Origin of the sequence: Pseudomonas sp. R5-89-07, from assembly GCF_003851685.1 — a bacterium.
In the GTDB taxonomy this organism is placed as follows: Bacteria; Pseudomonadota; Gammaproteobacteria; order Pseudomonadales; family Pseudomonadaceae; genus Aquipseudomonas.
In genome coordinates this window covers 1,587,102-1,609,977 of the sequence record NZ_CP027727.1, presented here as the reverse complement: position 1 = coordinate 1,609,977, position 22,876 = coordinate 1,587,102, and the positions used below count along the sequence as shown (strand labels likewise).

Here is a 22,876-nt window from a genome sequence, read left to right as displayed (position 1 = left end):
CACCTACCGACACAGCCTGCCCCTGCCATGACCATACCCACGCTTTGCCCCGCCTGCGGCGCCGTCAACGACTGCACCCTGGCCGACCCACGCACGGCTGACCAGGCTTGCTGGTGCTTCAATGTCACCATCGACCCAGCGGTACTCAAGGCGCTGCCAGACGAATTGCGTAATAACGCCTGCCTGTGCCCGCGGTGCGCCCACGTGGACGAACAGGTGCGAAACCCCGATGCGCCTTGACCGGTTCCTCAGCAACCTGCCGCGTTTCAATCGCAAGCAAGTACGCCTGCTGTTGGTGGAGCGTCGCGTCAGCGTGGATGGGGTGACGGTTAGTGATTCCCAGCATGAGGTCCGCGAGTTCAGCCAGGTGTGCGTAGATGGTGAGGTGCTGCAGGCGGGTAAACCGGCGCGCTATTTCATGCTGCATAAACCGCAGGGCTGCGTAAGCGCCACAGCGGATCTGCAACACCCTACCGTGCTCGACCTGCTCAATGAGCCCGACAAAGACACGCTGCATATTGCAGGGCGGCTGGACTACAACACCACCGGTCTGATGCTCATTACCAACGACGGCCAGTGGTCGCGGCGCCTGACCCAACCGACGACCAAGTTGCCCAAGGTCTACCGCGTGGAAACACAGCAGGAAATCGGCCCCGAATACGCAGTGACCTTCAAGGCGGGCCTGTACTTCGCATTCGAAGACCTCACCACCCAACCCGCCGAGCTGGAGTTACTGGGGCCGAACACCGCGCGGTTGAGCATCATCGAAGGCCGTTATCACCAGGTCAAACGCATGTTCGGGCACTTCAACAACAAGGTGATCGCACTGCATCGTGAGCGCATGGGGCCACTGCAGTTGGATACGTCCCTCGCTCCGGGGGAGTACCGAGCCCTGACTGAGGATGAAATCCGACAAGTCTGACGACCGTTCAGCCGCTGATAGCAAAAAACCCGTCAGGCGGCTTGCGACCTGCCGAGTCTGTGCTTGAATCAAGTTCACCGGCTCAAACATGACCGGCGAGTCACCTATAACCTCCAAGAAACACCTTGCCCCGCCCGCGCTTGATCAACGGGCTTTCCCGGCAAACCTCCCGCCCTGAAAACCGCTGTCGGCCCGCCGCAATCGGACCGACCTGGGCGCTCATCTTCCAGGCGTATGCCTACCTGTCATAAAGCTCGTGCAAAGTTGTTTGCGCGCCCTACCCGCTTGCCAGGAGTCTTACGACATGAGGCCAGAAATCGCTGTGTTGGATATACAGGGTCAGTACCGGGTTTACACGGAGTTCTATCGCGCGGATGCAGCTGAAAAGACCATCATTCTGGTCAACGGCTCGATGGCCACCACGGCCTCGTTCGCCCAAACCGTGAAAAGCCTGTACCCGCAATTCAATGTGGTGCTGTACGACCAGCCCTACGCCGGCCGTTCCAAAATCCACAACCGCCACGAGCGGATGCTGACCAAGGAAACTGAAGGCCAGATCCTACTGGAGCTTATCGACCGCTTTGCCGCCGAACACGTACTCTCGTTCTCGTGGGGCGGTGCCGCCACCCTCTTCGCCCTCGCCCAACGCCCGCAACGCGTTGAAAAGGCCGTGATCAGCTCGTTTTCTCCAGTGATCAACGCCCCCATGCGCGACTACCTTGAGCGCGGCGTCGATTATCTGGGTAACCTGGACCGCGACCGCGTCGGCCATCTGGTCAACAACACCATCGGCAAACATCTGCCGTCGCTGTTCAAGCGCTTCAACTACAAGCACGTAAGCAGCCTGGCCGAACATGAATACGGGCAAATGCACTTCCACATCAGCCAAGTGCTCAACAGCGACCGGCTGTGCTACCTCAATGCAGCCAGGCAGATCGACATTCCGGTACTGTTCCTGAATGGCGAATGGGATGAGTACACCAGTGCCGAGGATGCCAGGCTGTTTGGGCAACATATAACCAACAGCAGCTTCAGCACGGTTCAAGCGACGGGGCATTTCCTGGATATGGAGCATAAAGCGGCATGCCGGGACAGCCGGGAGGCGGTGGTAGGCTTTTTGAAAGGGCAGCGGGCGGTGAGCCGGTTACGGTATCAATCAGGTCAGACGCAACATGCATTTGCAGTCTGAAATGAAGCCCACTGCAGGAGCGGGTTCCTGCAGTGGTGCCGCTTATCGACAAGCGATGCGAGCGCAACTTGCGATTTTTTCGAAGAAAAACTTCAAATCCAGGTGAACATCTGGTACAAAGTCAGCCGCTTTGAGCGGGTATAGTTTAGTGGCAAAACGAAAGCTTCCCAAGCTTTAGTTGAGGGTTCGATTCCCTCTACCCGCTCCACTCATACTGGCTTTCCTGTCATGCCATGGCTGACACGGAGCGCATAAAGAACCGGTCCTTGTGGCCGGTTTTTTTATGCCTGGCATTCAGGGGCCGACAACGCTTTTCGGCGCCCCGCAGCAAACCTGTACAAATATTAAATTATGTACAAGTATTGATGTGTGAGCGCAGACACCACGCCTGACGCGATAGAGGAGCATGGCCATGCCACGTCTTCTGGCTTCACTGTTGTTGATGCTGAGCCTGTGCAGTTGCACGGGGGTCGGCGTCGAGCACTACGCCGACCAGCAACCGAAACTGGACCTGGAGCGCTTCTTCAGCAAACCGGTCAAGGCCTGGGGGATATTCGAAAAGCGTTCCGGCGAAGTGGCCAAGCGCTTTGAAGTGGACATTGCCAGCCGGCGCGAGGGCAATAACCTGATTCTCGATGAACGCTTCCTGTACAGCGACGGCACGCGCCAGCGTCGGGTATGGACGCTCACACCCGATGGCCCGCACCGCTGGCGTGGGCGCGCCGGCGATGTGGTGGGCGAAGCCATTGGCGAAGTGGCCGGTAACACCTTGCGTTGGCGCTACCGGCTCAATCTGCCAGTGGACGGTTCGGTTTACGAAGTCAGCTTTGACGACTGGATGTACCTGATGGACGAAGACACCTTGATCAACCGTTCGAGCATGTCCAAATTCGGCGTGGAATGGGGTCAGGTCACCCTGTTCTTTCGGCGCCAATGAATCCCTGAGTGAGGCTCCATCATGAACGTGCATAGGCTGAGCGAACTGGCTGTGAAAGGCGAAATTCTCGAACTGCAGTTGTTATCGCTGGAGGGCGGCTTCTACCTGGCGCGGGTCCGGCTGGAGGGTGTCGAGAAGACGCTGCTGGGCGATGATCAGCAGCCGCTGCGCATCCGCTCTACCACCCACTTGCGCGACCTGCTGCAGGGGTTGCCCGCGTGTCCCTGCGTGCTGGTGCAACACAGCGTGCACGATGAAATGTGCGGGGTACGCGAAGGGCCGATTGGTGGGTTGCGCATTCCGTTTTCGTTGAACGCGGCGCTCTAAGCTACATTTATGTCGGACCCGTTTGCCGAGTCTCCGCGATAGTGATTTTTAAGCAGCGTCCTATAGAAAAGGGCCGTCCAGACCAAGAGAATGCAGCAACTTCAGTCAGCAGCAGGACCTACAGGATGTCTTCCCCTGAGCAGGAAAATTCAAGGCAAGCGGTGAGAAAAGTCGTGGGGCTTGTGCTGATCATCCCATTGTTGCTGCCACTGACCCCGATCCCGTTCGGACTGGGTTCCATGGCAGTAGCAGCGACCCTCGTGGGTTCTGTCTACGGCGCCTGGTACTCTATGCGACACACCAGCCGAGGGGTAGCCTTCAGCGCTATCATGCTGGCCCTGTTCAATCTCGGCGCGTGGGTGGCAATGTCGGTCCCCTCGATCATCTGGTTGATCTTCTATGTCGCGGTGGCCTATGGGTCTGGCAATTGGATTCACTGGCGTTTTTAGCGTCGCAAATTCGACCGCAAGAAACCGGTTTATCCTACGACTTAGTCAGGGGATAGTTGCACCGTACAGCCTCAAGGATCAAGCCCATGCCATACGCCTACAAACTCATGCCCTCCCCCGTCGGCCGACTCACCCTGGTAGCACGCAATGGCAAGCTCGGCGCCGTGCTATGGGAAACAGAACGCGACAATCGAGTGCGCCTGGGTGACTTGCACGAAGCCAACGACAGCCCGGTGCTCATGGAAACAGAGCGCCAACTGGCGGAGTATTTCGCTGGCACGCGCAACCGTTTCGAGTTGGAACTGGATTTCTACGGCACTGATTTTCAGAAGCAAGTCTGGCAGGCTTTGCTGACCATTCCGTTTGGCGAAACCCGCAGCTACAGCCAGATAGCGCAGCAGATCGGCAACCCAAACGCCGTGCGCGCCGTAGGGGCGGCAAATGGGCGTAACCCCATCTCGATCATTGCACCCTGTCACCGCGTAGTGGGGGCTTCGGGAGCGCTGACGGGGTTTGCCGGTGGGCTTGAGGCCAAGCAGTACTTGTTGACGCTGGAAGATCGCGGCCAGGCAAAACTGGCCTTTTGATCCTGGGGTTGGAACAGGCCCGCGAATAAAAGAGGCACCGTCGAATAACCGTTGAAAACCCAGTCTTGCGCTCGAAATTGCGCGGCGCCGTAGGCCCGTTCCTGAAGCCCAGACGGAAAAACGCATACGTTGCCCAACCGCAAAGTTGTAAAAAGAAATTTCAGCGAGTGCCTGCGGTCAGAATTCTCATCACCCTTTACGAGGAAAACGGTCATGAAATTCTCCGCAATCTCCCAAACCCTATCGCGCTGGGCCGGCAGCCCCCGGACGTTCTACACAGCGGTGGCGTTGATTCTGGCGTGGAGCCTGAGCGGGCCGTACTTTCATTACAACGACACCTGGCAACTGATCATCAACACCTCGACCACCATCATCACCTTCCTGATGGTGTTTCTGATCCAGAACACCCAGAACCGCGACAATGACATCCTGCACATCAAGATCGACGAGCTGTTGCGTGTGTCCAAGGATGCGCAGAACGCCGTGTTGAGCCTGGACGGCCTGGACCGTAAAGAGCTTGAAAAACTGCGCCAGGAATATCGCGATATCGGCAAAGCCGGCAGCTTGAACCCCCACAGCAGTAGCGGCCCCGCCGCCGACGCTGCGCAGCACAAAACCGATTTGAACCAGGCATGAAAAAACGGCGGTTGGAGAGGATCCAACCGCCGTTTTCAGGTCAGGTGACAGCTTCAACCGTCGCCTTGGTGCCCCTTGCCGTACGTCGATGCCAGGGCGCGGGCTTTTTGCAGGCGCTCCTCCAGCTTGGGCAGCGTTTCATCCACCAGCGCTTTTATCTCTGGAACGTCCGATGCGGCCCCTTCCTGCTTGAACAGGGCGATAGCGTCTTCACTTTCCTTGACCTGCTGCGCGGTATAGGCGGCGTCGAAGGAGTCACCGTCCTTGAGTTCGGGCATCAGGGTTTCGGCCTTGTCGACGATCTTCTCGCGCGGGGCCACCGGCAAGTCGAGTTTTTTCGCGATAGCCGCCAGATGCTGGTTGGCCAGGGTGCGCTCGTTGATCACCTCAATGGTGTAATCCTTGATTTCCTGGGACGAGGTCTTGGCGTGGGCCATGCGACTGGTTTCGATATCGGCCATGCCTTTGGCCGAAGCCTGCTCGATGAATTCGGCAGGCGACTGGGCGAAAGCATTGCTGGCGCCGAGGCCCAGCAGCATCGCGAAACTGGCGGTGCGTAACCGGATAGCCATGCGGCTCATGATAGGTTCCTCCAGGGCAAAAATGAGTGCGAGGCAATTGCACCCCGTCCTGGATTCGAATTTTGCGCGGGGCAAAGGTTTAGAAAAAACTTTCCAGTGCGACGAACGGTCTTGCTCGACTCAGGCAGGCTTGCTGGCAAACAAGCCCGGCAACGCATGCGCCAGAGCATTGATGGCAAACCCGATAAACATCACGCCGCACAGTTTGGTGATGAGTATTTCGTGACGCTGATACAGCGTGCGCACACGTTGGGCGCCGACCACGCCGATCAGGATCGCGTAAGCCAGCAGGCCGCCGATAAAGCTAAGGACAATCAGCGCCGGCAGCATCGACCACGTCAGCAATTCGGCACGGCTGGAGAGCAATGCCGTGAATGTCGCCACCGCCACCGGGTACGCCTTGGGATTGGTCAGGCCGAACACAATGCCGTGCCAGAACGGATGCCGCGCCGCCCCCTCGGGCGCATCACTGCTGCGGCGCTGAGTGCGAATCGCGCGCCAGCCGAGCCAGAACAGATACAGGCCGCTGAGCACGCCCAACACATCAAACGCGCTGCTGCCAACTTCCCGCGCCCCCACAATCGCAATCAGCGCGGTGCTGCACCACACCACGTCGCCGAGCAAATGCCCAGCCAGGAAACCCGCCCCGGCACGACGGCCTCGGGCGGCGCCAATGCCAAACACCGCCAGCACACCGGGACCGGGGGTAATACCGTAGATAAACCCGGACGCAAGGACCGCGAGCAACAAGGAGGGAGTCATGGGCGTGGCTCTGATAGCAGTTCAAAGGTGCAGCGATTCTGCACCTTTCCAGGCTAAGGGTAAAACCTCATGCCGGCATAAGGCTTGGCGCGACAGGCCTGCAGCCGCGAGGCCAGGTCGCCCACATGAAGTTCGAGCTTATGGCCATCGGGGTCGAGAAAATAGAACGAGGCGCCTTCACTGCGGTTGTCGCGCCATTCGTCCACGCCGGCATCGTGCAAGCGTTCGACTACCCTGGCGAAATCATGCGCCTCGACGCTCCACGCATAGTGCGTGTAATCGGCCACAGGGGCCGGGTGACGCAACGGGTCGTGGGATAAACATAACCACAGCCCAGGCAGCGACAGGTAGGCGCCGTTATCCCAGGTGGCCTCGAGCCGAAGCTGCAACAGCCCATGGTAGAAACGGATGCTGCGCTGCAGATCGGTGACCGCCAGGGTCAGGTGGTTGAGGCCTGAGAGCATCGTGTTTTTCCTAGGGTTCATGACCAGACAGCACACCTTGCACCCGCCCACTCAACCACTGCAACCCTGCATCGCCACCGCGTCGCGCATGCCAGGCCAGCTCAAACGCAAACGATGGAATATGAAACGGCGGCGGCACGGCAATCAGATGAGCGTGATCGATATTCAGCAGGCCTCGGGACGAGACGGTCAGGATCAAGTCCGTGCCCTGAATCAACTGCGGCGCCACCCCCCAGTGCGGCAGGCTGACGGCCACATGCCGCCGCTCACGAATCGCGGCCAGCGCACGCTCGATTTCCGGCGTGCCGCTGCCGCGCATTTCCAGCAGGACATGGGGGCGTGACAAGTAGGTCGGCAGGTCCAGTACGCCCGTGGCCGGCAGGCTGTCGCGGTCGACCACGCAGGTGTAATGCTCTTCGAATAATGGCGTGGTGCGCAGTTCGCCAGGCAGGTCAGGGAAAACCCCGGCGGCCAGGTCCAGGTCGCCATTGAGCACGCCGTCGACCATGCCTTCGCGGCTGGCCTGGATGACCTGCAAGTCGATGCCCGGCGCTTCGCGACGCAACAGGCGCACCAAGCCTGGCAGGAAAATCGCCGCGCCGTAGTCCGACATCGCCACGCGAAACCGACGCTTGGCCGAAGCCGGGTCAAAGCGGTTCGGCGCCAGCAGGTCCTGCACCTGGGCCAGCGCCTCTGCCAACGGCGTGGCGAGTTCCAGCGCGCGGGCAGTCGGTATCAGTGAGCCGCCCTGGCGCACCAGCAACGGGTCCCCCAGCAGGTCACGCAAGCGTGCCAGCGCATGGCTGACCGCCGGTTGACTCAGGTGCAGCCGTTCGGCAGCGCGGGTGACGTGTTGCTCGCTGAGCAACGCGTCGAGCACCACCAGCAGGCTCAGGTCGACGCGCCTGAGATCATTCATCAGCTGCATGCTCGGCATAAGAACTTGGAATTTAAATTTGCGCGACGAATAACCTAGAGTCCAGCAAAACCTTTGGGAGATTCGACATGACCACATTGCATTGGCTGGGCTTGTTGCTGCTGGCGGTAATCGCCGGGGCCGTGGTGCCGTTTCAAAGTGCGATCAACGCCAACCTGGGTCGCGGGCTCGGCCACCCGCTGTGGGCGACGCTGGCGTCGCTGTTGGTGAGCATCATCGTGTTGCTGCCGGTGATCATCGCACTGCGCCTACCCTTGCCGAGCCTGGCGTTTATCACCCAGGCACCGCTGTGGATGTGGGCCGGTGGCGCATTCGGCGTGTGCTTTATCTCGCTGGCCCTGGTGCTACTGCCCAAGCTGGGCGCATCCGGGTTTATCGCCCTGGCCATGGCCGGGCAGATACTGGCGTCGCTGCTGCTCGACCATTTCGGGCTGTTCGGCCTGGTGCAGCGCCCACTGACAACGCCCCGTGTGCTGGGGGCGTTGCTGTTGATGGGCGGCGTGGCACTGATTCAGTTCAGTACCGCGCCGGCCCGTGCACTGGCACCGGCTGGCTGATCAGCCCTTATCCAGCGTGCGCAGCTTTTGCGGCAAGCCCCACAGCAGCAACGCCGCCGCCAGCAAGGCGCACACGCCGATCACATACAGCGCCGGCGTGGTGCTGCCGGTAAGGTCCTTGATACGCCCCACCATCAGCGGGCTGACGATACCGCCGAACTGGCCCAGAGTATTGATCACCGCAATCCCGCCCGCCGCCCCCGCGCCGGCACCGGCCAGCAATTTGGGTGGCAGCGTCCAGAAGGTCGGAATCGACGCAATGATCCCCGCGCCGAGCATGCCCAAGGCAATGATCAGGAAGGTGGTGTGGTCGGCGAAGATGCCAGCGCAGAAGAATCCCACCGCGCCGAGCACCACCAGCCCACAGACAAACTTGCGGCGCTCACCGGTGGCGTCCGACAAGCGTCCGATCACCACCATGCTGATCGCACCGCATATGTAGGGAATCGCCGTGAGCAGGCCGATCATCACCGGGCTCTGGGTGCCGGCGCTGCGAATCAACTGGGGTGCCCAGAAGTTCAGGCCGTAGGATGCCACCTGGATCAGAAAATAGATGAAGCCCAGCATCAGGAAACCGGGAATGCGCATCGCCGACCACAGCGAACCGCCGTGCTGGTTGGGCTCATGTTTGGCGATCCGGCTCGACAGCAAGGCCTTCTCTGTCGCCGTCAGCCAATGGGCGTCTTCAATGCGGTCCTTGAGCAACGTCAGCACCAGAAGGCCCAGGCCGATGCATGGCAGGCCGCCGAGCAGGAACAACCAATGCCAGCCGCGCATCTGCAGCACGCCGTCGAGATGCTCCAGCACCAGCCCGGAGAACGGCGCGCCCACCAGGCCGGCAAACGCCGACGCCAGGAACAGCAATGACGTGATGCGCCCCCTGAAGTGCTGCGGGAACCACAGCGTCAGGTAATACAGCACCCCCGGCGCAAACCCGGCCTCCATCGCGCCGATAATGAAGCGCAACCCATAGAACTGCCATTCGGCGGTGACAAACACCATGGCCGCCGTGGCCAGGCCCCAGGACATCATGATCCGCGCGATCCAGCGCCGCGCGCCGACCTTGTACAGCATCATGTTGCTGGGCACTTCAAAAATCACGTAGCCCACCACAAACAAGCCGGCGCCCAGACCGTAGGCGGTGTCACTCAGGCTCAGATCGGCCTGCAGCTGGAACTTGGCGAAGCTGATGTTGATGCGGTCAAAAAACGCGAACAGGTAGCACACCATGATCAGCGGCATCAGGCGCCAGGCGACCTTGCTGACCAGGGCTTTTTCCGCGTCGATCTCGGCGGCCGGACGCGCGCCGGCCTCTAACGTATTAGTGTCCATGTGTCTCTCCAGCGGACTGCTCACAGGCGTCCGATTGTTTTTGTTGTCTGGTACGGATTTACAAACCGGCGATGTATTCAGGCGGTGAATGCAGGTCACTGTTGCGCCCGGCCTTGGCCACCTGGCCGGGCAATGCATGGCCCAGCAGCGCGGGCAGGCGGCGGGACATGTGCAACAAGTGCGGCAGGTCGATACCGGTGTGAATGCCGACCTCTTCGCACAGGTTGACCAGGTCTTCCGTGCAGATATTGCCCGACGCACCCGGCGCGAACGGGCAGCCGCCCAGGCCACCGAGCGCCGCATCGAAACGCCGGGCGCCGGCTTCGTAGGCGGCCAGCACATTGCACAAGCCCAGGCCGCGGGTGTTATGGAAATGCAGGGTCAGATCGCCGGCCGGTATACGCGCCAGCACACGCTTGACCAAGCGTTCGACCTGCCGCGGGTTGGCCATGCCCGTGGTGTCCGCCAGGGTGATGCCCTGGATGCCCAGCTCACGATAAGCATCGACAATCTGCAGCACCCGGTCTTCATCGATCTTGCCTTCGAACGGGCAGCCAAAGGTGGTGGCGATGCTGGCGTTGAGGCGCACCGGGTGGTCGGCGGCAAACCGTGCGATATCGCCGAAGGCGGCCAGGGACGCCTCGCAGCGCATGCGCATGTTCGCCAGGTTGTGGGTCTGGCTGGCGGACATCACCAGGTTCAACTCATCGGCGCGGGACGCGATGGCCCGTTGGGCGCCCTTGAGATTGGGGATCAGCGCCACATAGATCACCCCAGGCGTGCGCTCGATGCCTTGAAAGACCTGCTCGCCGTCACGCAGGGCCGGTATGGCTTTGGGCGAGACGAACGACCCGGCTTCGATGCGTGAAAAACCGGCGCGGGAAAGCTGGTTGATCAGCGCGATCTTGTCAGCGGTGTCGACCCAGGTCGGCTCGATCTGCAGGCCGTCGCGCGGGGAGACTTCCTGCACGATCAACGGGTCGGAATAATCGGTGATCATTGCACAACTCCCGAGGTTTTCAGACGTTGGATATCGGCGCCGGTCAGGCCCAGGCCGACGAGAATATCATCGGTATGCTGGCCCAGCGCCGGGCCTTGCCAGTTCACCGCGCCGGGTGTTTCCGAGAGCTTGGGCACGATGCCGGGCATCTTCACCGACACACCGCCGGGTAGCTCGGCATCGAGCAGCATATCGCGTGCCTGGTAGTGCGGGTCGCTGACAATGTCCGCCACCGAATAGATACGCCCGGCCGGCACTTCGGCGGCCTCCAGGGCGCTGAGCACTTGCTCGATGGGCAGGCTGCTGGTCCAGTGGGTAATCGCTGCGTCCAGCAAACCACTCTTTGCCGCACGCCCATCGTTGTGGGCGAACTCAGGCGCCTCGGCCAGGTCGGCACGGCCGATGGTGGTCATCAGGCGTTTGTAGATCGGGTCGCTGTTGCCGGCGATCACCACATAGGCGCCGTCGGCGGTCAGGTAGGTATTGGACGGCGCGATACCGGGCAAGGCCCCGCCGCTGCGCTCACGTACATGGCCGAGCATGTCGTATTCGGGCACCAGGCTTTCCATCAGGTTGAACACGCTTTCAGCCAGGGACACGTCGACGATCTGCCCGTCACCCTGGCCAGTCTTGACCCGCAGCAGCGACATCAGCGCCCCGATCACCCCGTGCAGCGACGCGAGCGAATCCCCCAGGCTCACGCCGACCCGCGCCGGTGGCGAATCCGGGTTACCGGTGGTGTAGCGAATGCCGCCCATCGCCTCGCCAATCGCACCGAAACCCGGGCGGTCGCGATAGGGGCCGGTCTGGCCATAGCCGGAAATGCGCACCAGGGTCAGCTTGGGGTTGAGGGCGTGCAGCACGTCCCATCCCAGGCCAAGTTTTTCCAGGCCACCGGGGCGCAGGTTTTCGATCAGCACGTCGGCGTCGCCGAGCAATTGCTTGATCAGGCTCAAGCCTTCCGGCGACTTGAGGTCCAGGGCCAGGGACTTCTTGTTGCGCGACTGCAGGTACCACCACAGCGACGTGCCTTCGTGCAGCTTTCGCCATTTGCGAAGCGGATCGCCCTGCCCCATGGCTTCGATCTTGATCACCTCGGCACCAAACTCGGCCATCACTCGCGCCGCGAATGGCGCGGCAATCAGGGTGCCAATCTCGATCACCTTGATACCGCTCAGGGGAGCCGTCATCGGGTGTACCTCTTGTTCTTGGAATGTGCACCAAGGCTAGAGGACTCAAGCAGGAAAAATCCAACCGTCTGTTGGCAAGATGCGTTCGTTAAACGCGAACGCTCAAATGATCAAACAGTAACCGGCTGACTGGCGACAACTGCGCCTCATCGCGCACCACCAGGATCAGGCTGCGGTTCGACCAGGCATCCGTCAGCGGCACCGCATGCAAACCCAGCGCATGGCCGAACAGTTCATAGGCTTTCTGCGGCAGGATGCCGATACCCATGTTCGCCTGGACCATCCGGCACATCGCGTCGAACCCCGGCACATGGATACGCAGGCGCAGCATCTGGCCGGCCTCCCGTGCGGCGGCGTGGGTGCGCATATTGATCGAGCTGGCGGCGTGCAGGCCTACATAATCGCTGCCCAGGGTCTCACTGAAAGCCACGGCCTCACGTGACGCCAGCGGGTGATCCGCGGGCATCAGCACCACCAGTTTGTCATGGCGATAGGTCACGCTGGGCAAGCCTTTGGTGTCGGTATCACTGGAGCAGATGCCCAGGTCCGCCACGCCGTCCAGCACGCCTTGCACCACACCGTTGCTGGGGCGCTCCTCAAGGTCGGTTTTGACTTGCGGGTGCAACGCGCAAAAGTCGCGCAAGTCTTCGGGAAGGAACTGAATGATTGCCGAGAGGTTGGCCAGCATCCGCACATAGCCGCGCACGCCATGACTGTGTTCACCCAGTTCAAGGCCCATTTTCTCGACATTGAACAGCATCTGCCGCGCATGGTGCAGCAGGGTTTCGCCAGCCGCCGTCAGGTCCATGCCCTTGGCGCGGCGCACGAACAGGCTGACTCCGAGCACCTGTTCCAGCTCCATCAAGCGCTTGCTGGCCGCCGACACCGCAATCGCTTCACGCGCTGCTGCACGGGTCAGGGTGCCCTCTTCGAACACCGCGACGAACAGTTGCAGGGTGATCAGGTCAAGGCGGCGCACCAGACTCTTGTGCAGCATCAGCGACGCTCAGCCGCCAAGCGATTGATCTCGGCCTGCTCCACCACGGGCCGCGGCGCGCCATGGCTCACCGCCTGCAACATCGCACGGCCGACAGTCTCGGTGCTGACGACCCAGCTCGGTTTTATCCGACGCACAAACGAGAGCAACGGCCCGAGCACGCTGTAGAACGCTTGATACAGCGGCGTCTTCGAACGTACCCCGTGCAACGGCTGGATGACGCCCGGCCGGAACACATACACCGCCTTGAACGGCAAGCGCAGCAAGGCATTCTCGGTCTTGCCCTTGACCCGCGCCCACATCGACTTGCCCGTTTCCGAACTGTCCGTGCCCGCGCCGGACACATAAATGAACGTCATCTGCGGATTGAGCCGCGCCAGGGTGCTGGCGGCGACCAGCGTCAGGTCGTAGGTGAGATGGGTGTACCGGGTTTCATCCATTCCCGCCGACGAAACGCCCAGGCAGAAGAAGCACGCATCAAAGCCTTGCAGCAGGTTTTCCAGCGGTTGGAAATCCAGCATGTCGCCGTGCAGCACCTGGTGCAGCTTGCCGTGCTCCTGGGTCAACGCCGTGCGACCGACCGCGACCACTTCCTGCACATCGGGCGCCAACAGGCACTCGCGCAGCACGCCCTGACCGACCATGCCGGTGGCACCGAATAATAGAACTCTCATGGGGGACCTCAGCGGCAAGCCGCACGCATCATGCTCAGTTGAACGCAATCAGCGTGTAGCTTAACGCTTGCGGCTCAAAGCTGCCCCTGTCAAAACGCGCTGCGAAAAATCTCCTCGATCTGACGCTGATCCGCCCGCCGTGGGTTGGTCAGGCCACACGCGTCCTTCAGCGCATTGCTCGCCAGCAGGGGAATGTCCTGCAACTTGGCGCCGAGTTCGCGCAGGCCGGCGGGGATTTCCACGTCCTGGGACAGTGCACGAATCGCGACGATCGCGGCCTGCGCGCCTTCTTCCGGGGTAATCCCCTTGATATCGGCACCCAACGCGCGCGCCACGTCACTCAAGCGCTTAGCGCTGACACTGGCATTGAAACTCTGCACGTGGGGCAGCAACACCGCGTTGCACACGCCATGGGGCAGGTCGTACAAGCCACCCAGTTGATGCGCCATGGCATGCACGAAGCCCAGCGACGCGTTGTTGAACGCCATGCCGGCGAGAAATTGCGCATAGGCCATGTTTTCCCGCGCGGCGAGGTCGCTGCCGTCGCGTACGGCCAGGCGCAGATTGGCGCTGATCAGTTCGATGGCCTTGATGGCGCACGCGTCGGTGATCGGTGTGGCGGCGGTGGACACGTAGGCTTCGATGGCGTGCGTCAAGGCATCCATGCCGGTGGCGGCGGTAAGGCCCTTGGGCATTGCGACCATCAGGGCCGGGTCGTTGACCGACAGCAGCGGCGTGACGTTGCGGTCGACGATGGCCATTTTCACGTGGCGGGTTTCGTCGGTGATGATGCAGAAACGGGTCATCTCGCTGGCCGTGCCGGCGGTGGTGTTAATGGCCACCAGCGGCAGTTGCGGCTTGCTCGATTGGTCGACGCCCTCATAGTCGCCGATCCGCCCGCCATTGGTGGCGCACAGGGCAATCCCCTTGGCGCAGTCATGGGGCGAGCCGCCGCCCAGGGACAGCACAAAATCGCAGGCGCTGTGCTGCAGCAGCGCCAGGCCCTTCTCGACGTTGTCCACCGTGGGGTTGGGCCTGGCGCCATCGTAGACCACCGAATCGATGTCCTGCATCGCCAGCTTCTCGGCGATCAGGCTGGCCACGCCGGCTTTGCACAGGCCCTGGTCCGTCACGATCAACGCCTTGCGAAAGCCGTAGTTGCGGATGGCGATCATGGCTTCGTCCAGGCAATCGATGCCCATGATGTTGACGGCGGGAATAAAGAAAGTGCTGCTCATGGTCGATCCTCAGGGGCGTTATGGCCACAGAATCCACCGCTACCACTTGCCGCATCTTGATCAGGATCAACACCGGCTCGTGATAAAGTCACCGTCCAGCCGATTTCGAGTAGACCCGCCGCAATGAAGGATTTCCAGGATAGTGACGCCCACCTTGAAGACTGGAGCGCACTGCGCAGCGCCATCGACTTCAACGGGATTCTGATCGGCAATGGCGCAAGCCGCGCGATCTGGGAAGACTTTGCCTACGACTCGCTGTTCGAAAACGCCCGCACGGTGGAAGAAAAGCCACTGAGCCCATCCGAACTCAGCGTGTTCGATGCCCTGCAAACCCGCAGTTTCGAGCAGGCCCTGGGCGCACTGAAAACTACCAGCCGCGTCAACAAGGCCCTGGCCGTCAGCTCGGCGGCGCCGCGCAATCGCTACTACGCGATCAAGGAAGCGCTGATCAACACGATCCACGCCGTGCATATCCCCTGGCGCCTGGTGCAGCCCTCGACCCTGGCGACTATCAACACTGAACTGGCCCGCTACGCCACGGTGTTCACCAGCAACTACGACCTGCTCAACTACTGGGCGACCCTGCATGCGCCCGGTATCGACGACCTGTTCCGCAGCCCCGACGCCAGCTTCGACCTGCGCGATACCCGCAGCGACGCCACACGTATCCTGTACCTGCACGGCGGCCTGCACCTGGTGCGCAACCTCGACGGCAGCGCGCGCAAACTGCCGTCCACCGACAGCACCTTGCTCAGCAGCTTTGCGATCAACAACACGATCAAGACCCTGGACGATGTGCCGCTGTTCGTCAGTGAAGGCAAGGTGCAGGAGAAGCTCAAGAGCATCCGCAGTTCGGATTACCTGTCGTTCTGTTATGAACAGTTGCTCACCCACCAGGGCGCCCTGTGCATCTTCGGTCATGACCTGGGGCCGCAGGACAAGCACCTCGTGGACGCAATACGCCAGGCCAGCATTACCACCCTGGCGATTTCCGTGTCGGGGCGCAGTGACGGGTTTATTCGTCAGCAAAAGCGCCGGTATAGCGAGTTGTTCGACGGTAGCGGGATGGACCTGAAGTTCTTTGCAGCACGCACGCATGCACTCGGCGACCCGGCGCTGTCGGTACCGGTCGAGCGCTGATTGAAGCTGTGGGGGGGGGCTTCAGTTAAGCGAAAGTAGCCCACTGTAGGAGCGAGCTTGCTCGCGAAAAACGTCCAGGCAACGCGTTCATTCTGGATAAACGCGGTGGCCCTGAGTTCTTCGCGAGCAAGCTCGCTCCTACAAAAAGCCTTGACTGACTTGCTGCCTGCGTCATTCTTCTGCGCTGTGCACCACCACCAGCAACTGCGCCTGCGCATCCCCCACCGAGCGAATCCGGTGGGGCTTCTGCGCGTTGAAATGCAGCGCATCGCCACGCTCCAGGATCACTCGCTCGGTCATGAAGTCCACCTCCACCCGGCCTTCATGCACGAACAAGAACTCCTCGCCCAGATGCTCCTTGAAGGTCTTGTCCGTGAACTCTGCCGGCGGGTAGATGATGAACGGCAACAGGCTACGCTCGCTGACTTGATGGGCCAGCACCGCGTAACCCGGCGAGGTGTCGGGGCGTTCGTGGCGGCGTACCAGGCTGTAGCTGTCGAGGCTGACGCGGTCTTCGCTGAACAGTTCTTCAACGTTCACGTTCAGCGCCTTGGCCAGTTTCAGCGCAGCCGCGATCGACGGGGTATTGAGCCCACGTTCGACTTTCGACAGGTAGCTCTTGGTCATCCCGGATTTTTCCGCCAGGGCTTCCAGCGTCACGCCAAGTTTTTTTCTCAATAATTTCAAGCGGATAGACATGCGCTGCGATTAATCCCTGCAGAAAACGGAAAGCCATGCTTGCCAATGACACAAAGTGTCATATAGCATCTATTGTGTCATTTGCTCTCACCCAAAGGACACTCATATGGCCAAGACATTAGCACTTCCCAAAGACCAACTGGTCAAGCAAGCACTGATCCAGCTGCAAAACAGCCTGGCAGATAATACGTGGACCGACCGGCAAAAGCTGGCACTCACTTGCCGCATTCTCTTCGAACACGGGCACGACTCCGGCCTGGCCGGGCAGATCACCGCGCGCGGGCCGACGCCGGGCACCTACTACACCCAGCAACTGGGCCTGGGCTTCGATGAGATCACCGCCAGCAACCTGTTACTGGTCAACGAAGACCTTGAGGTACTCGAAGGCCATGGCATTCCCAACCCGGCCAATCGTTTCCACACCTGGGTGTACCGTGGGCGGCCGGATGTAAACTGCATCATCCATACGCACCCAACCCACATCGCCGCATTGTCGATGCTGGAAGTGCCGCTGCTGGTATCGCACATGGACCTCTGCCCACTGTACGAAGACTGCGCGTTCCTGCAAACCTGGCCGGGTGTGCCGGTGGGTAACGAAGAAGGCGAAATCATCACCAGCGCCCTGGGCGACAAACGCGCGATCCTGCTCTCGCACCACGGCCAATTGTCCACCGGGGCGAGCATCGAGGAAGCCTGCGTGATCGCGCAGTTGATCGAGCGCGCCGCCAAGCTGCAACTGCTGGCAATGGCGGCCGGCACGATCAAACCGATCCTGCCGGAGTTGGGGCGCGAAGCCCACGCCTGGATTTCCAAGCCCAAGCGCCACGGCGCCGCCTTCAATTACTACGCCCGGCAGAACCTGCGCCAACACGCCGATTGCCTGAACTGATCGCCTTTTTTCGAGCGGAGAACCCTTATGTCCAAGCCCACCCTTCACGGCATTATCGGCTACACCATCACCCCGTTCAGCGCCGACGGCCAGCGCGTTGACCTCGACGCCCTCGGGCGTTCCATCGACCGTCTGATCGACAGCGGCGTTCACGCCATCGCGCCCTTGGGCAGCACCGGCGAAGGGGCTTACCTGAGCGATGCCGAATGGGACGAGGTCAGCGCCTACAGCCTGCACAAGGTTGCCAGACGCGTACCGACCATCGTCAGCGTGTCCGACCTGACCACCGCCAAGGCCGTGCGCCGCGCCCGCTACGCCGAACACCATGGTGCCGATGTGGTGATGGTGCTGCCCGCCTCGTACTGGAAGCTCAGCGAGGCGGAAATCCTCGCTCACTACGCGGCGATTGGCGACAGCATCGGCGTGCCGATCATGCTCTACAACAACCCGGCCACCAGCGGTACCGACATGTCGGTCGAGCTGATCCTGCGCATTCTCAAAGAAGTCGAGAACGTGACCCTGGTCAAAGAAAGCACCGGGGACATCCAGCGCATGCATCAGTTGAAGCGTGAGAGCGATGTGCCGTTCTACAACGGCTGTAACCCGCTGGCCCTGGAGGCATTCGCGGCCGGTGCCAAAGGCTGGTGCACCGCAGCACCGAACTTGATCCCTCAACTCAACCTGGACCTGTATCAGGCCGTGCAGGCCAATGACTTGAACCAGGCGCGAGCGCTGTTTTATCGACAGTTGCCCTTGCTGCAATTCATCCTCAAGGGTGGGTTGCCGGCGACGATCAAGGCAGGTCTGCGCTTGACCGGGTTGGACGTGGGTCATCCACGCTTGCCGGTATTCCCGCTGGGCGAAGCCGAGACCGAGCAACTGAAGGCATTGCTGCGATAACACTGAGATCAAAAATGTAGGAGGGGGCTTGCCCCCGATTGCAGTTAGACAGCCGAAGAATCCATTGACTGATTCACCGCTATCGGGAGCAAGTCACCTCCCACATAACTAGAGACAAATGACAATAATTCTCGATATCATTCACGACCTTTTCCAAGCCGTGCTTCGTCAAGAAGGATATCCATGTCTCGTCCCAAGCCCGACCCGTTGTCGGCCGACGCCTGTCGCGGGTTTTATGCAAATATCCTGTATTTCCTGCGCAAACGCACGGGCAACGCCAGTGACGCGGCGGACATGACCCAGGATGTGTTTACCCAATGGCTGGACTACCGCGACCGGGCCAAGGTCGAGCAGCCTCGGGCGTTTCTGTTTCAGATGGCGCGCAACCTGTTGCGCGATCACTGGCGTAAGCAGAAGGTCCGCCAGAGCGCCCACCTCGATTCGGCCGAGGCGCACACCGAACCTGTCACCGACGAGCAAAACGAGCCGATGGCCGCCGCGCTGCGCAGCCAGCGCCTGGAACAGTTGAAAGAAGTCCTCGCCGAACTCTCGCCCCGCCGACGAGAAGCCCTTATGCTGCATCGCTTCGAAGGCTTGAGCCAGGCACAGATCGCCGCGCGCATGGGTATTTCGACGAGCATGGTGGAAAAGCACATCGCTTTCGCCCTGTTGCATTGCAAGCGACGTCTTCAACCTGAGCCCGGCACGGAGCAGCCACAATGAACCGCCTGAGCGACATCGATGCGCTGGATAGCGAAGCGAGCGACTCCATCGACGCCCAAGCCGCTAGCTGGTTTGCACGCAACCGCAACGACACGGGCCGTGCCGACCGCAAAGCCTTTGCCGCCTGGCAAGCCCACCCGGCCCACGCGCGCGCCTATGCCGAGTTCGAGCAATTGTGGGCTGATCTTGCCCAGTTGCAGCAACTGAACAAACCCGTGCCGCTGCCTCGGCGCACATCCGTGTGGCGCCCTGCCCTGGCGGTAGCGGCCGCTTTGCTCTGCGCGCTGCTTGCCCCCCATCTCGGTGCGCCCCGCGAGCTGTATCACAGCCAGGTTGCCGCCCATGCCAAGGGCATGCGTACCCTCAACCTGCCCGATGGCAGCACCTTGTATGTGAACGCCAATACCCGCATCCGCGTGGACTTCACCGCGCACCAGCGCATCCTTCACCTGGACAAGGGCCAGCTGTACATCGAGGTGGCCGCCGACAAGGAACGCCCGCTGTACGTGCAAGCCGGGCAGGCGAATGTGCGGGTGGTGGGCACCGGCTTCGATGTGCGCCGCAGCGAACAGCAGCTGGTGGTCAGCGTGGCCCATGGCCAAGTGGCGTTCGAGCCGGATGCAACCCATCCGGTGACGCTGCTCGACGCCAGGCAGCGCGCGATTTATCAGTACGCCAAAGGCACGTTGCAGCAACAAACCCTCAGCGCCGAAGAAGTCGCCGACTGGCGTGGCGGGCACTTGGCGTTTCGCAATCGCGAGCTGGCCAGCCTGATCGACGAGCTGAGCCTGTACCGCCCCCAGGCGCCGTTGCAGGTGAGCAAGGCCGTGGCGCAACTCAAGGTATCGGGCAACCTGGACGTGAATGACCCGGACGCCCTGCTCAACGCCCTGCCCGCGCTATTGCCGGTGAAAACCGTGACCTCGGCCGACGGCATCGTGCGAATAGAATCGAGCAAGTAATCTGCACATGAGAATATTTTGCATTTGCATATGTGGATTTCTCTGCCTGCGCCGTCTTCCTCCCGTCTGTGTTTGATACGCACACCTTTTTGGCTGTTTAGCCGCACCGGGGGATCTCATGTTTCGCGCGCCTTGCCCTGCTTCGCACCTGTTTGTTCGACCGACCCTGCTTGCAACCTGCCTGGCGTTCAGCGTCAGCGCCCAGGCCGAGTCGTTCAAGCTGCAATTGCCCGCCCAGTCATTGGCCACCTCCCTGAGCCAAGTGGCGCAGCAGGCGAAAATCCAGCTGCTGTTCGATGAAACGCTGCTCAAGAACGTGCAGGCGCCGGCGCTCAAGGGCGACTACAGCGCAGAAGTGGCGATTCGTACCTTGCTCAAGGACGGTGAGTTCACCCTGATCAAGGTCGGCAGCACTTATGTGGTGCGCGCGGACGCCGGCAAGACCACGCAAAGCAGCGCGATCCAGCTCGACACCTTGAGCGTGATCGGCACCGGCAACGAAGTGGACTCCAGTACCGTCAACCGCTCCACCCTGACCCAGGCCGACATCGACCGCTACCAGTCCAACAACATACCCAGCCTGCTGCAGACCCTGCCCGGCGTCAGCCAGGGCGGCTCGCTGAAACCCGGCGGCCAGACCATCAACATCCGTGGTTTCGGCGACGCCGAAGACGTGCCGATGACGGTCGATGGCGCCACCAAGAGCGGCTTTGAGCGCTACCAGCAGGGCACGGTGTTTATCGAGCCGGAGCTGATCAAGAGCATCGAGGTGGAGAAAGGACCCAACTCACCCTTCACCGGCAATGGCGGCTTTGGCGGAACGGTGAACATGACCACCAAGGATGCCCCGGACTTGCTCAAGGACGGTCGCAACAGCGGCGCCATGCTCAAGTACGGCTATTCGAGCAACGACCACGAACAGGTCTACAGCAGTGCCGTGTATGGCCGCACCGACGACGGTCGTTTCGACGCCCTGGCCTACCTGACCCAACGCGACGGCGGCGACATGAAGGTGGCCGGCAAATTACCCAACGAGAACAACCAGTACCCGATCAATCCCCAGCGCCTGCCCAACAGCGCCCAGGATGTGGACGGCAAGCTGTTCAAGATCAATGCGCACTTCACCGATGAGCACAATGTCGGCCTGTCCTATTCGCGTTCCCACAGCAACCGCTGGACGCCCTTTTCCGCCGCCAGCTACCCGACACCGCCGACGCAGGCCAACATCGACCGCTACGGTTACGAAGGTGCGCTCAAGCGCTTCCTGGCACACCGCGATACCGTCGACACCACCTGGTCGGGCAAGTATCAATACCAGCCGCTGGACAACCCGCTGGTGGACCTGACCGTCAAGTACTCCCAGTCCAACACCGAACAGACCGACGAGCGTGATGCCACCGCGTTTTTCCAGCTGGCCACCGGCGGTCGCAAGATGGACACCGCTTACACCGACAAGCACCTGGATATACGCAACGTCAGCCTGTTCGACACCGGGCCCTTGCAGCATGCGCTGACCGTCGGTGGGCAGGTCCGCAAGCACGTGCGCGAAACCGAGATGTTTATGCCCGGCAGCACCTACAATACGCCGCGCTATAACTACGGCCACTTTCAGCCAGGCTTCATGCCCCACGGCAAGGTCGACACCAACAGTTTCTTTATCCAGGACGCGGTGACCCTGGGCGACCTGACCCTCACCCCGTCGCTGCGCTACGACCATGTGCGTAACCGGGGCGAAGGCAATGATGCGCCGTACTACAACAACCCCGACCCTGCCGTTGGCCACGACTACAGCGACCGCACCTACACCGGCTGGTCGCCGCGCCTGGCGCTGTTCTGGACCGTGACGCCCAACGTCGGCCTGTTCGCCAACTGGAGCCAGACCTGGCGTGCGCCGGTGATCGACGAGCAATACGAAGTGCAAGGCCTCGGCAGCCGCACCGCCACCAGTGTCGACCTCGACCCGGAGCGCATCACCTCGATTACCCTGGGCAACATCACTCGCTTCGACAACCTCATCGCCCAGGATGACAACCTGCAACTGCGCACCACCTTGTTCCATAACAAGGTCGAAGACGAAATCTTCAAGGCCACCGGCGTGGGCTGCCAGAACCAGGCCATCAACGGCGGCACCATCGCCTCCGCCTGCCCGCCGGGAGCGCTGCCCAACTACCGCAATATCGGCGGCCTGACCATCAAGGGCATCGAGATCGAGTCGATCTACAACTCCACCTACCTGTTCGGTTCGGTGTCGTTCGCCTATGCCAAAGGCCAGCACGAAGGCGCCTACACCAACCCCTGGGGCCCGGACGTGCCGGCGCGGGATATTCCGCCGACCAAATGGGTGCTGGTGCTGGGTACTCACATCCCGGCCTGGGACGCCCAGGTGGGTTGGATGGGCCAATTCATCGGCGCCACCGACCGCCTGCCCAGCGACAAATATTCCGGCGGGCCGGGGTCGGGGGTTGGCGACCTGTTCTACGACCAGTACGGCAACAAGCGCTACAACACCCAGGGACTGTTCGCCAAATGGGCACCGCAGCAGGCGTACCTGAAAGGCACCGAGGTAAACTTCACCGTGGACAACCTGTTCAACAACAACTTCCGCCCGGCGTTGAGTGGCGACCGTGCCTACACCAAGGGGCGCGATGCGAAGATCAGCGTGACGCGGTTCTTCTGATTGCTACACCCGTCTCTCAGCGAAGTGGAGTCTAAATGTGGGAGGGGGCTTGCCCCCGATTGCAGTGTGTCAGCCAACAGACTCATTGGCTGATCCACCGCCATCGG

Annotated in this window: 26 protein-coding genes and 1 tRNA gene; 16 read left to right on the top strand and 11 right to left on the bottom strand. The window is 61.3% G+C overall.

Annotated features, from left to right (window positions below; all coding sequences use genetic code 11):
• Nucleotides 1–27: 27 nt before the first annotated feature.
• The 9 genes from C4J94_RS07355 to C4J94_RS07315 all read left to right on the top strand — a co-directional run bounded on the left by C4J94_RS07355 (nucleotide 28) and on the right by C4J94_RS07315 (nucleotide 5,047).
• A complete protein-coding gene (locus C4J94_RS07355; protein WP_124385564.1) occupies nucleotides 28–240 on the top strand; it encodes a cysteine-rich CWC family protein in 213 nt (70 codons plus the stop codon).
• Nucleotides 230–922, top strand: a complete 693-nt coding sequence (locus C4J94_RS07350; protein ID WP_124385563.1) for a pseudouridine synthase — start codon at nucleotides 230–232, stop codon at nucleotides 920–922. Before C4J94_RS07355 ends, C4J94_RS07350 begins: the two co-directional genes overlap by 11 nt.
• 304 nt (nucleotides 923–1,226) lie before the next feature.
• A complete protein-coding gene (locus C4J94_RS07345) occupies nucleotides 1,227–2,111 on the top strand; it encodes an alpha/beta fold hydrolase (RefSeq protein WP_124385562.1) in 885 nt (294 codons plus the stop codon).
• 134 nt (nucleotides 2,112–2,245) lie between these two features.
• Nucleotides 2,246–2,319: transfer RNA gene (locus C4J94_RS07340), tRNA-Gly, on the top strand.
• Nucleotides 2,320–2,523: 204 nt separating this feature from the next.
• A complete protein-coding gene (locus C4J94_RS07335; RefSeq protein ID WP_124385561.1) occupies nucleotides 2,524–3,048 on the top strand; it encodes a DUF3833 domain-containing protein in 525 nt (174 codons plus the stop codon).
• A gap of 21 nt (nucleotides 3,049–3,069) precedes the next feature.
• A complete protein-coding gene (locus C4J94_RS07330) occupies nucleotides 3,070–3,375 on the top strand; it encodes a DUF6482 family protein (RefSeq protein WP_124385560.1) in 306 nt (101 codons plus the stop codon).
• 125 nt (nucleotides 3,376–3,500) lie between these two features.
• A complete protein-coding gene (locus C4J94_RS07325) occupies nucleotides 3,501–3,824 on the top strand; it encodes a hypothetical protein (protein ID WP_124385559.1) in 324 nt (107 codons plus the stop codon).
• Nucleotides 3,825–3,910: 86 nt separating this feature from the next.
• Nucleotides 3,911–4,411, top strand: coding sequence for a methylated-DNA--[protein]-cysteine S-methyltransferase (locus C4J94_RS07320; RefSeq protein ID WP_124385558.1), 501 nt, complete (start codon nucleotides 3,911–3,913; stop codon nucleotides 4,409–4,411).
• A 213-nt stretch (nucleotides 4,412–4,624) separates the two neighbouring features.
• Complete coding sequence (locus C4J94_RS07315; RefSeq protein ID WP_124385557.1) at nucleotides 4,625–5,047, top strand: low affinity iron permease family protein; 423 nt, start codon at nucleotides 4,625–4,627, stop codon at nucleotides 5,045–5,047.
• A 53-nt stretch (nucleotides 5,048–5,100) separates the two neighbouring features.
• On the opposite strand, the gene C4J94_RS07310 is transcribed toward C4J94_RS07315, so the two are convergent.
• From C4J94_RS07310 to C4J94_RS07295, 4 genes are all read right to left on the bottom strand, one after another.
• Nucleotides 5,101–5,628 carry a DUF4142 domain-containing protein gene (locus tag C4J94_RS07310; protein ID WP_124385556.1) on the bottom strand — a complete coding sequence of 176 codons (528 nt, stop codon included), beginning with the start codon at nucleotides 5,626–5,628 and terminating at the stop codon, nucleotides 5,101–5,103.
• 120 nt (nucleotides 5,629–5,748) lie between these two features.
• A complete protein-coding gene (locus C4J94_RS07305; RefSeq protein WP_124385555.1) occupies nucleotides 5,749–6,390 on the bottom strand; it encodes a LysE family translocator in 642 nt (213 codons plus the stop codon).
• Nucleotides 6,391–6,443: 53 nt separating this feature from the next.
• Nucleotides 6,444–6,854: a fosfomycin resistance glutathione transferase gene (gene fos, locus C4J94_RS07300; RefSeq protein WP_124385554.1), complete on the bottom strand. Its 411-nt coding sequence runs from the start codon at nucleotides 6,852–6,854 to the stop codon at nucleotides 6,444–6,446.
• A gap of 10 nt (nucleotides 6,855–6,864) precedes the next feature.
• Nucleotides 6,865–7,791, bottom strand: coding sequence for a LysR family transcriptional regulator (locus C4J94_RS07295; protein ID WP_124385553.1), 927 nt, complete (start codon nucleotides 7,789–7,791; stop codon nucleotides 6,865–6,867).
• A gap of 68 nt (nucleotides 7,792–7,859) precedes the next feature.
• Between C4J94_RS07295 and C4J94_RS07290 the strand changes: the two genes are divergently transcribed.
• Complete coding sequence (locus C4J94_RS07290) at nucleotides 7,860–8,348, top strand: DMT family transporter (protein ID WP_124385552.1); 489 nt, start codon at nucleotides 7,860–7,862, stop codon at nucleotides 8,346–8,348.
• Here the strand turns inward: C4J94_RS07290 and C4J94_RS07285 are convergent, their stop codons facing one another.
• The 6 genes from C4J94_RS07285 to yiaY all read right to left on the bottom strand — a co-directional run bounded on the left by C4J94_RS07285 (nucleotide 8,349) and on the right by yiaY (nucleotide 14,779).
• The gene (locus C4J94_RS07285; protein ID WP_124385551.1) at nucleotides 8,349–9,680 is read right to left on the bottom strand and encodes an MFS transporter; all 1,332 of its coding nucleotides are present in this window, start codon (nucleotides 9,678–9,680) and stop codon (nucleotides 8,349–8,351) included.
• Between the two features lie 58 nt (nucleotides 9,681–9,738).
• A complete protein-coding gene (locus C4J94_RS07280) occupies nucleotides 9,739–10,680 on the bottom strand; it encodes a hydroxymethylglutaryl-CoA lyase (RefSeq protein ID WP_124385550.1) in 942 nt (313 codons plus the stop codon).
• The gene (locus tag C4J94_RS07275; RefSeq protein WP_124385549.1) at nucleotides 10,677–11,870 is read right to left on the bottom strand and encodes a CaiB/BaiF CoA-transferase family protein; all 1,194 of its coding nucleotides are present in this window, start codon (nucleotides 11,868–11,870) and stop codon (nucleotides 10,677–10,679) included. The genes C4J94_RS07280 and C4J94_RS07275 overlap by 4 nt, the downstream gene beginning before the upstream one ends.
• 88 nt (nucleotides 11,871–11,958) lie before the next feature.
• On the bottom strand, nucleotides 11,959–12,867 hold the full coding sequence (locus tag C4J94_RS07270; protein ID WP_124385548.1) for a LysR family transcriptional regulator: 909 nt from the start codon (nucleotides 12,865–12,867) through the stop codon (nucleotides 11,959–11,961).
• Nucleotides 12,867–13,541 (bottom strand): NAD(P)H-binding protein, encoded by a 675-nt coding sequence (locus C4J94_RS07265; RefSeq protein ID WP_124385547.1) that lies wholly within the window; start codon nucleotides 13,539–13,541, stop codon nucleotides 12,867–12,869. Before C4J94_RS07265 ends, C4J94_RS07270 begins: the two co-directional genes overlap by 1 nt.
• A gap of 89 nt (nucleotides 13,542–13,630) precedes the next feature.
• Nucleotides 13,631–14,779 (bottom strand): L-threonine dehydrogenase, encoded by a 1,149-nt coding sequence (gene yiaY, locus C4J94_RS07260; RefSeq protein WP_124385546.1) that lies wholly within the window; start codon nucleotides 14,777–14,779, stop codon nucleotides 13,631–13,633.
• Nucleotides 14,780–14,902: 123 nt separating this feature from the next.
• Here yiaY and C4J94_RS07255 point away from each other — a divergent pair, with 123 nt between their 5' ends.
• A complete protein-coding gene (locus C4J94_RS07255) occupies nucleotides 14,903–15,919 on the top strand; it encodes a DUF4917 family protein (RefSeq protein WP_124385545.1) in 1,017 nt (338 codons plus the stop codon).
• Nucleotides 15,920–16,090: 171 nt separating this feature from the next.
• Here C4J94_RS07255 and C4J94_RS07250 read toward each other — a convergent pair whose 3' ends face one another.
• A complete protein-coding gene (locus C4J94_RS07250) occupies nucleotides 16,091–16,618 on the bottom strand; it encodes a helix-turn-helix domain-containing protein (RefSeq protein WP_124385544.1) in 528 nt (175 codons plus the stop codon).
• Nucleotides 16,619–16,724: 106 nt separating this feature from the next.
• On the opposite strand from C4J94_RS07250, the gene C4J94_RS07245 reads away from it, so the two are divergent.
• The 5 genes from C4J94_RS07245 (at nucleotide 16,725) to C4J94_RS07225 (ending at nucleotide 22,769) form a co-directional block, all read left to right on the top strand.
• The gene (locus tag C4J94_RS07245) at nucleotides 16,725–17,507 is read left to right on the top strand and encodes an aldolase (protein WP_124385543.1); all 783 of its coding nucleotides are present in this window, start codon (nucleotides 16,725–16,727) and stop codon (nucleotides 17,505–17,507) included.
• Between the two features lie 27 nt (nucleotides 17,508–17,534).
• Entirely contained in the window at nucleotides 17,535–18,407 is an 873-nt protein-coding gene (locus tag C4J94_RS07240) for a dihydrodipicolinate synthase family protein (RefSeq protein ID WP_124385542.1), read from the top strand.
• Nucleotides 18,408–18,590: 183 nt separating this feature from the next.
• Nucleotides 18,591–19,130 (top strand): RNA polymerase sigma factor, encoded by a 540-nt coding sequence (locus C4J94_RS07235; RefSeq protein WP_124385541.1) that lies wholly within the window; start codon nucleotides 18,591–18,593, stop codon nucleotides 19,128–19,130.
• Nucleotides 19,127–20,092, top strand: coding sequence for a FecR domain-containing protein (locus tag C4J94_RS07230; RefSeq protein ID WP_124385540.1), 966 nt, complete (start codon nucleotides 19,127–19,129; stop codon nucleotides 20,090–20,092). The genes C4J94_RS07235 and C4J94_RS07230 overlap by 4 nt, the downstream gene beginning before the upstream one ends.
• Before the next feature lie 118 nt (nucleotides 20,093–20,210).
• Nucleotides 20,211–22,769, top strand: a complete 2,559-nt coding sequence (locus C4J94_RS07225; RefSeq protein ID WP_124385539.1) for a TonB-dependent receptor — start codon at nucleotides 20,211–20,213, stop codon at nucleotides 22,767–22,769.
• Nucleotides 22,770–22,876 lie beyond the last annotated feature (107 nt).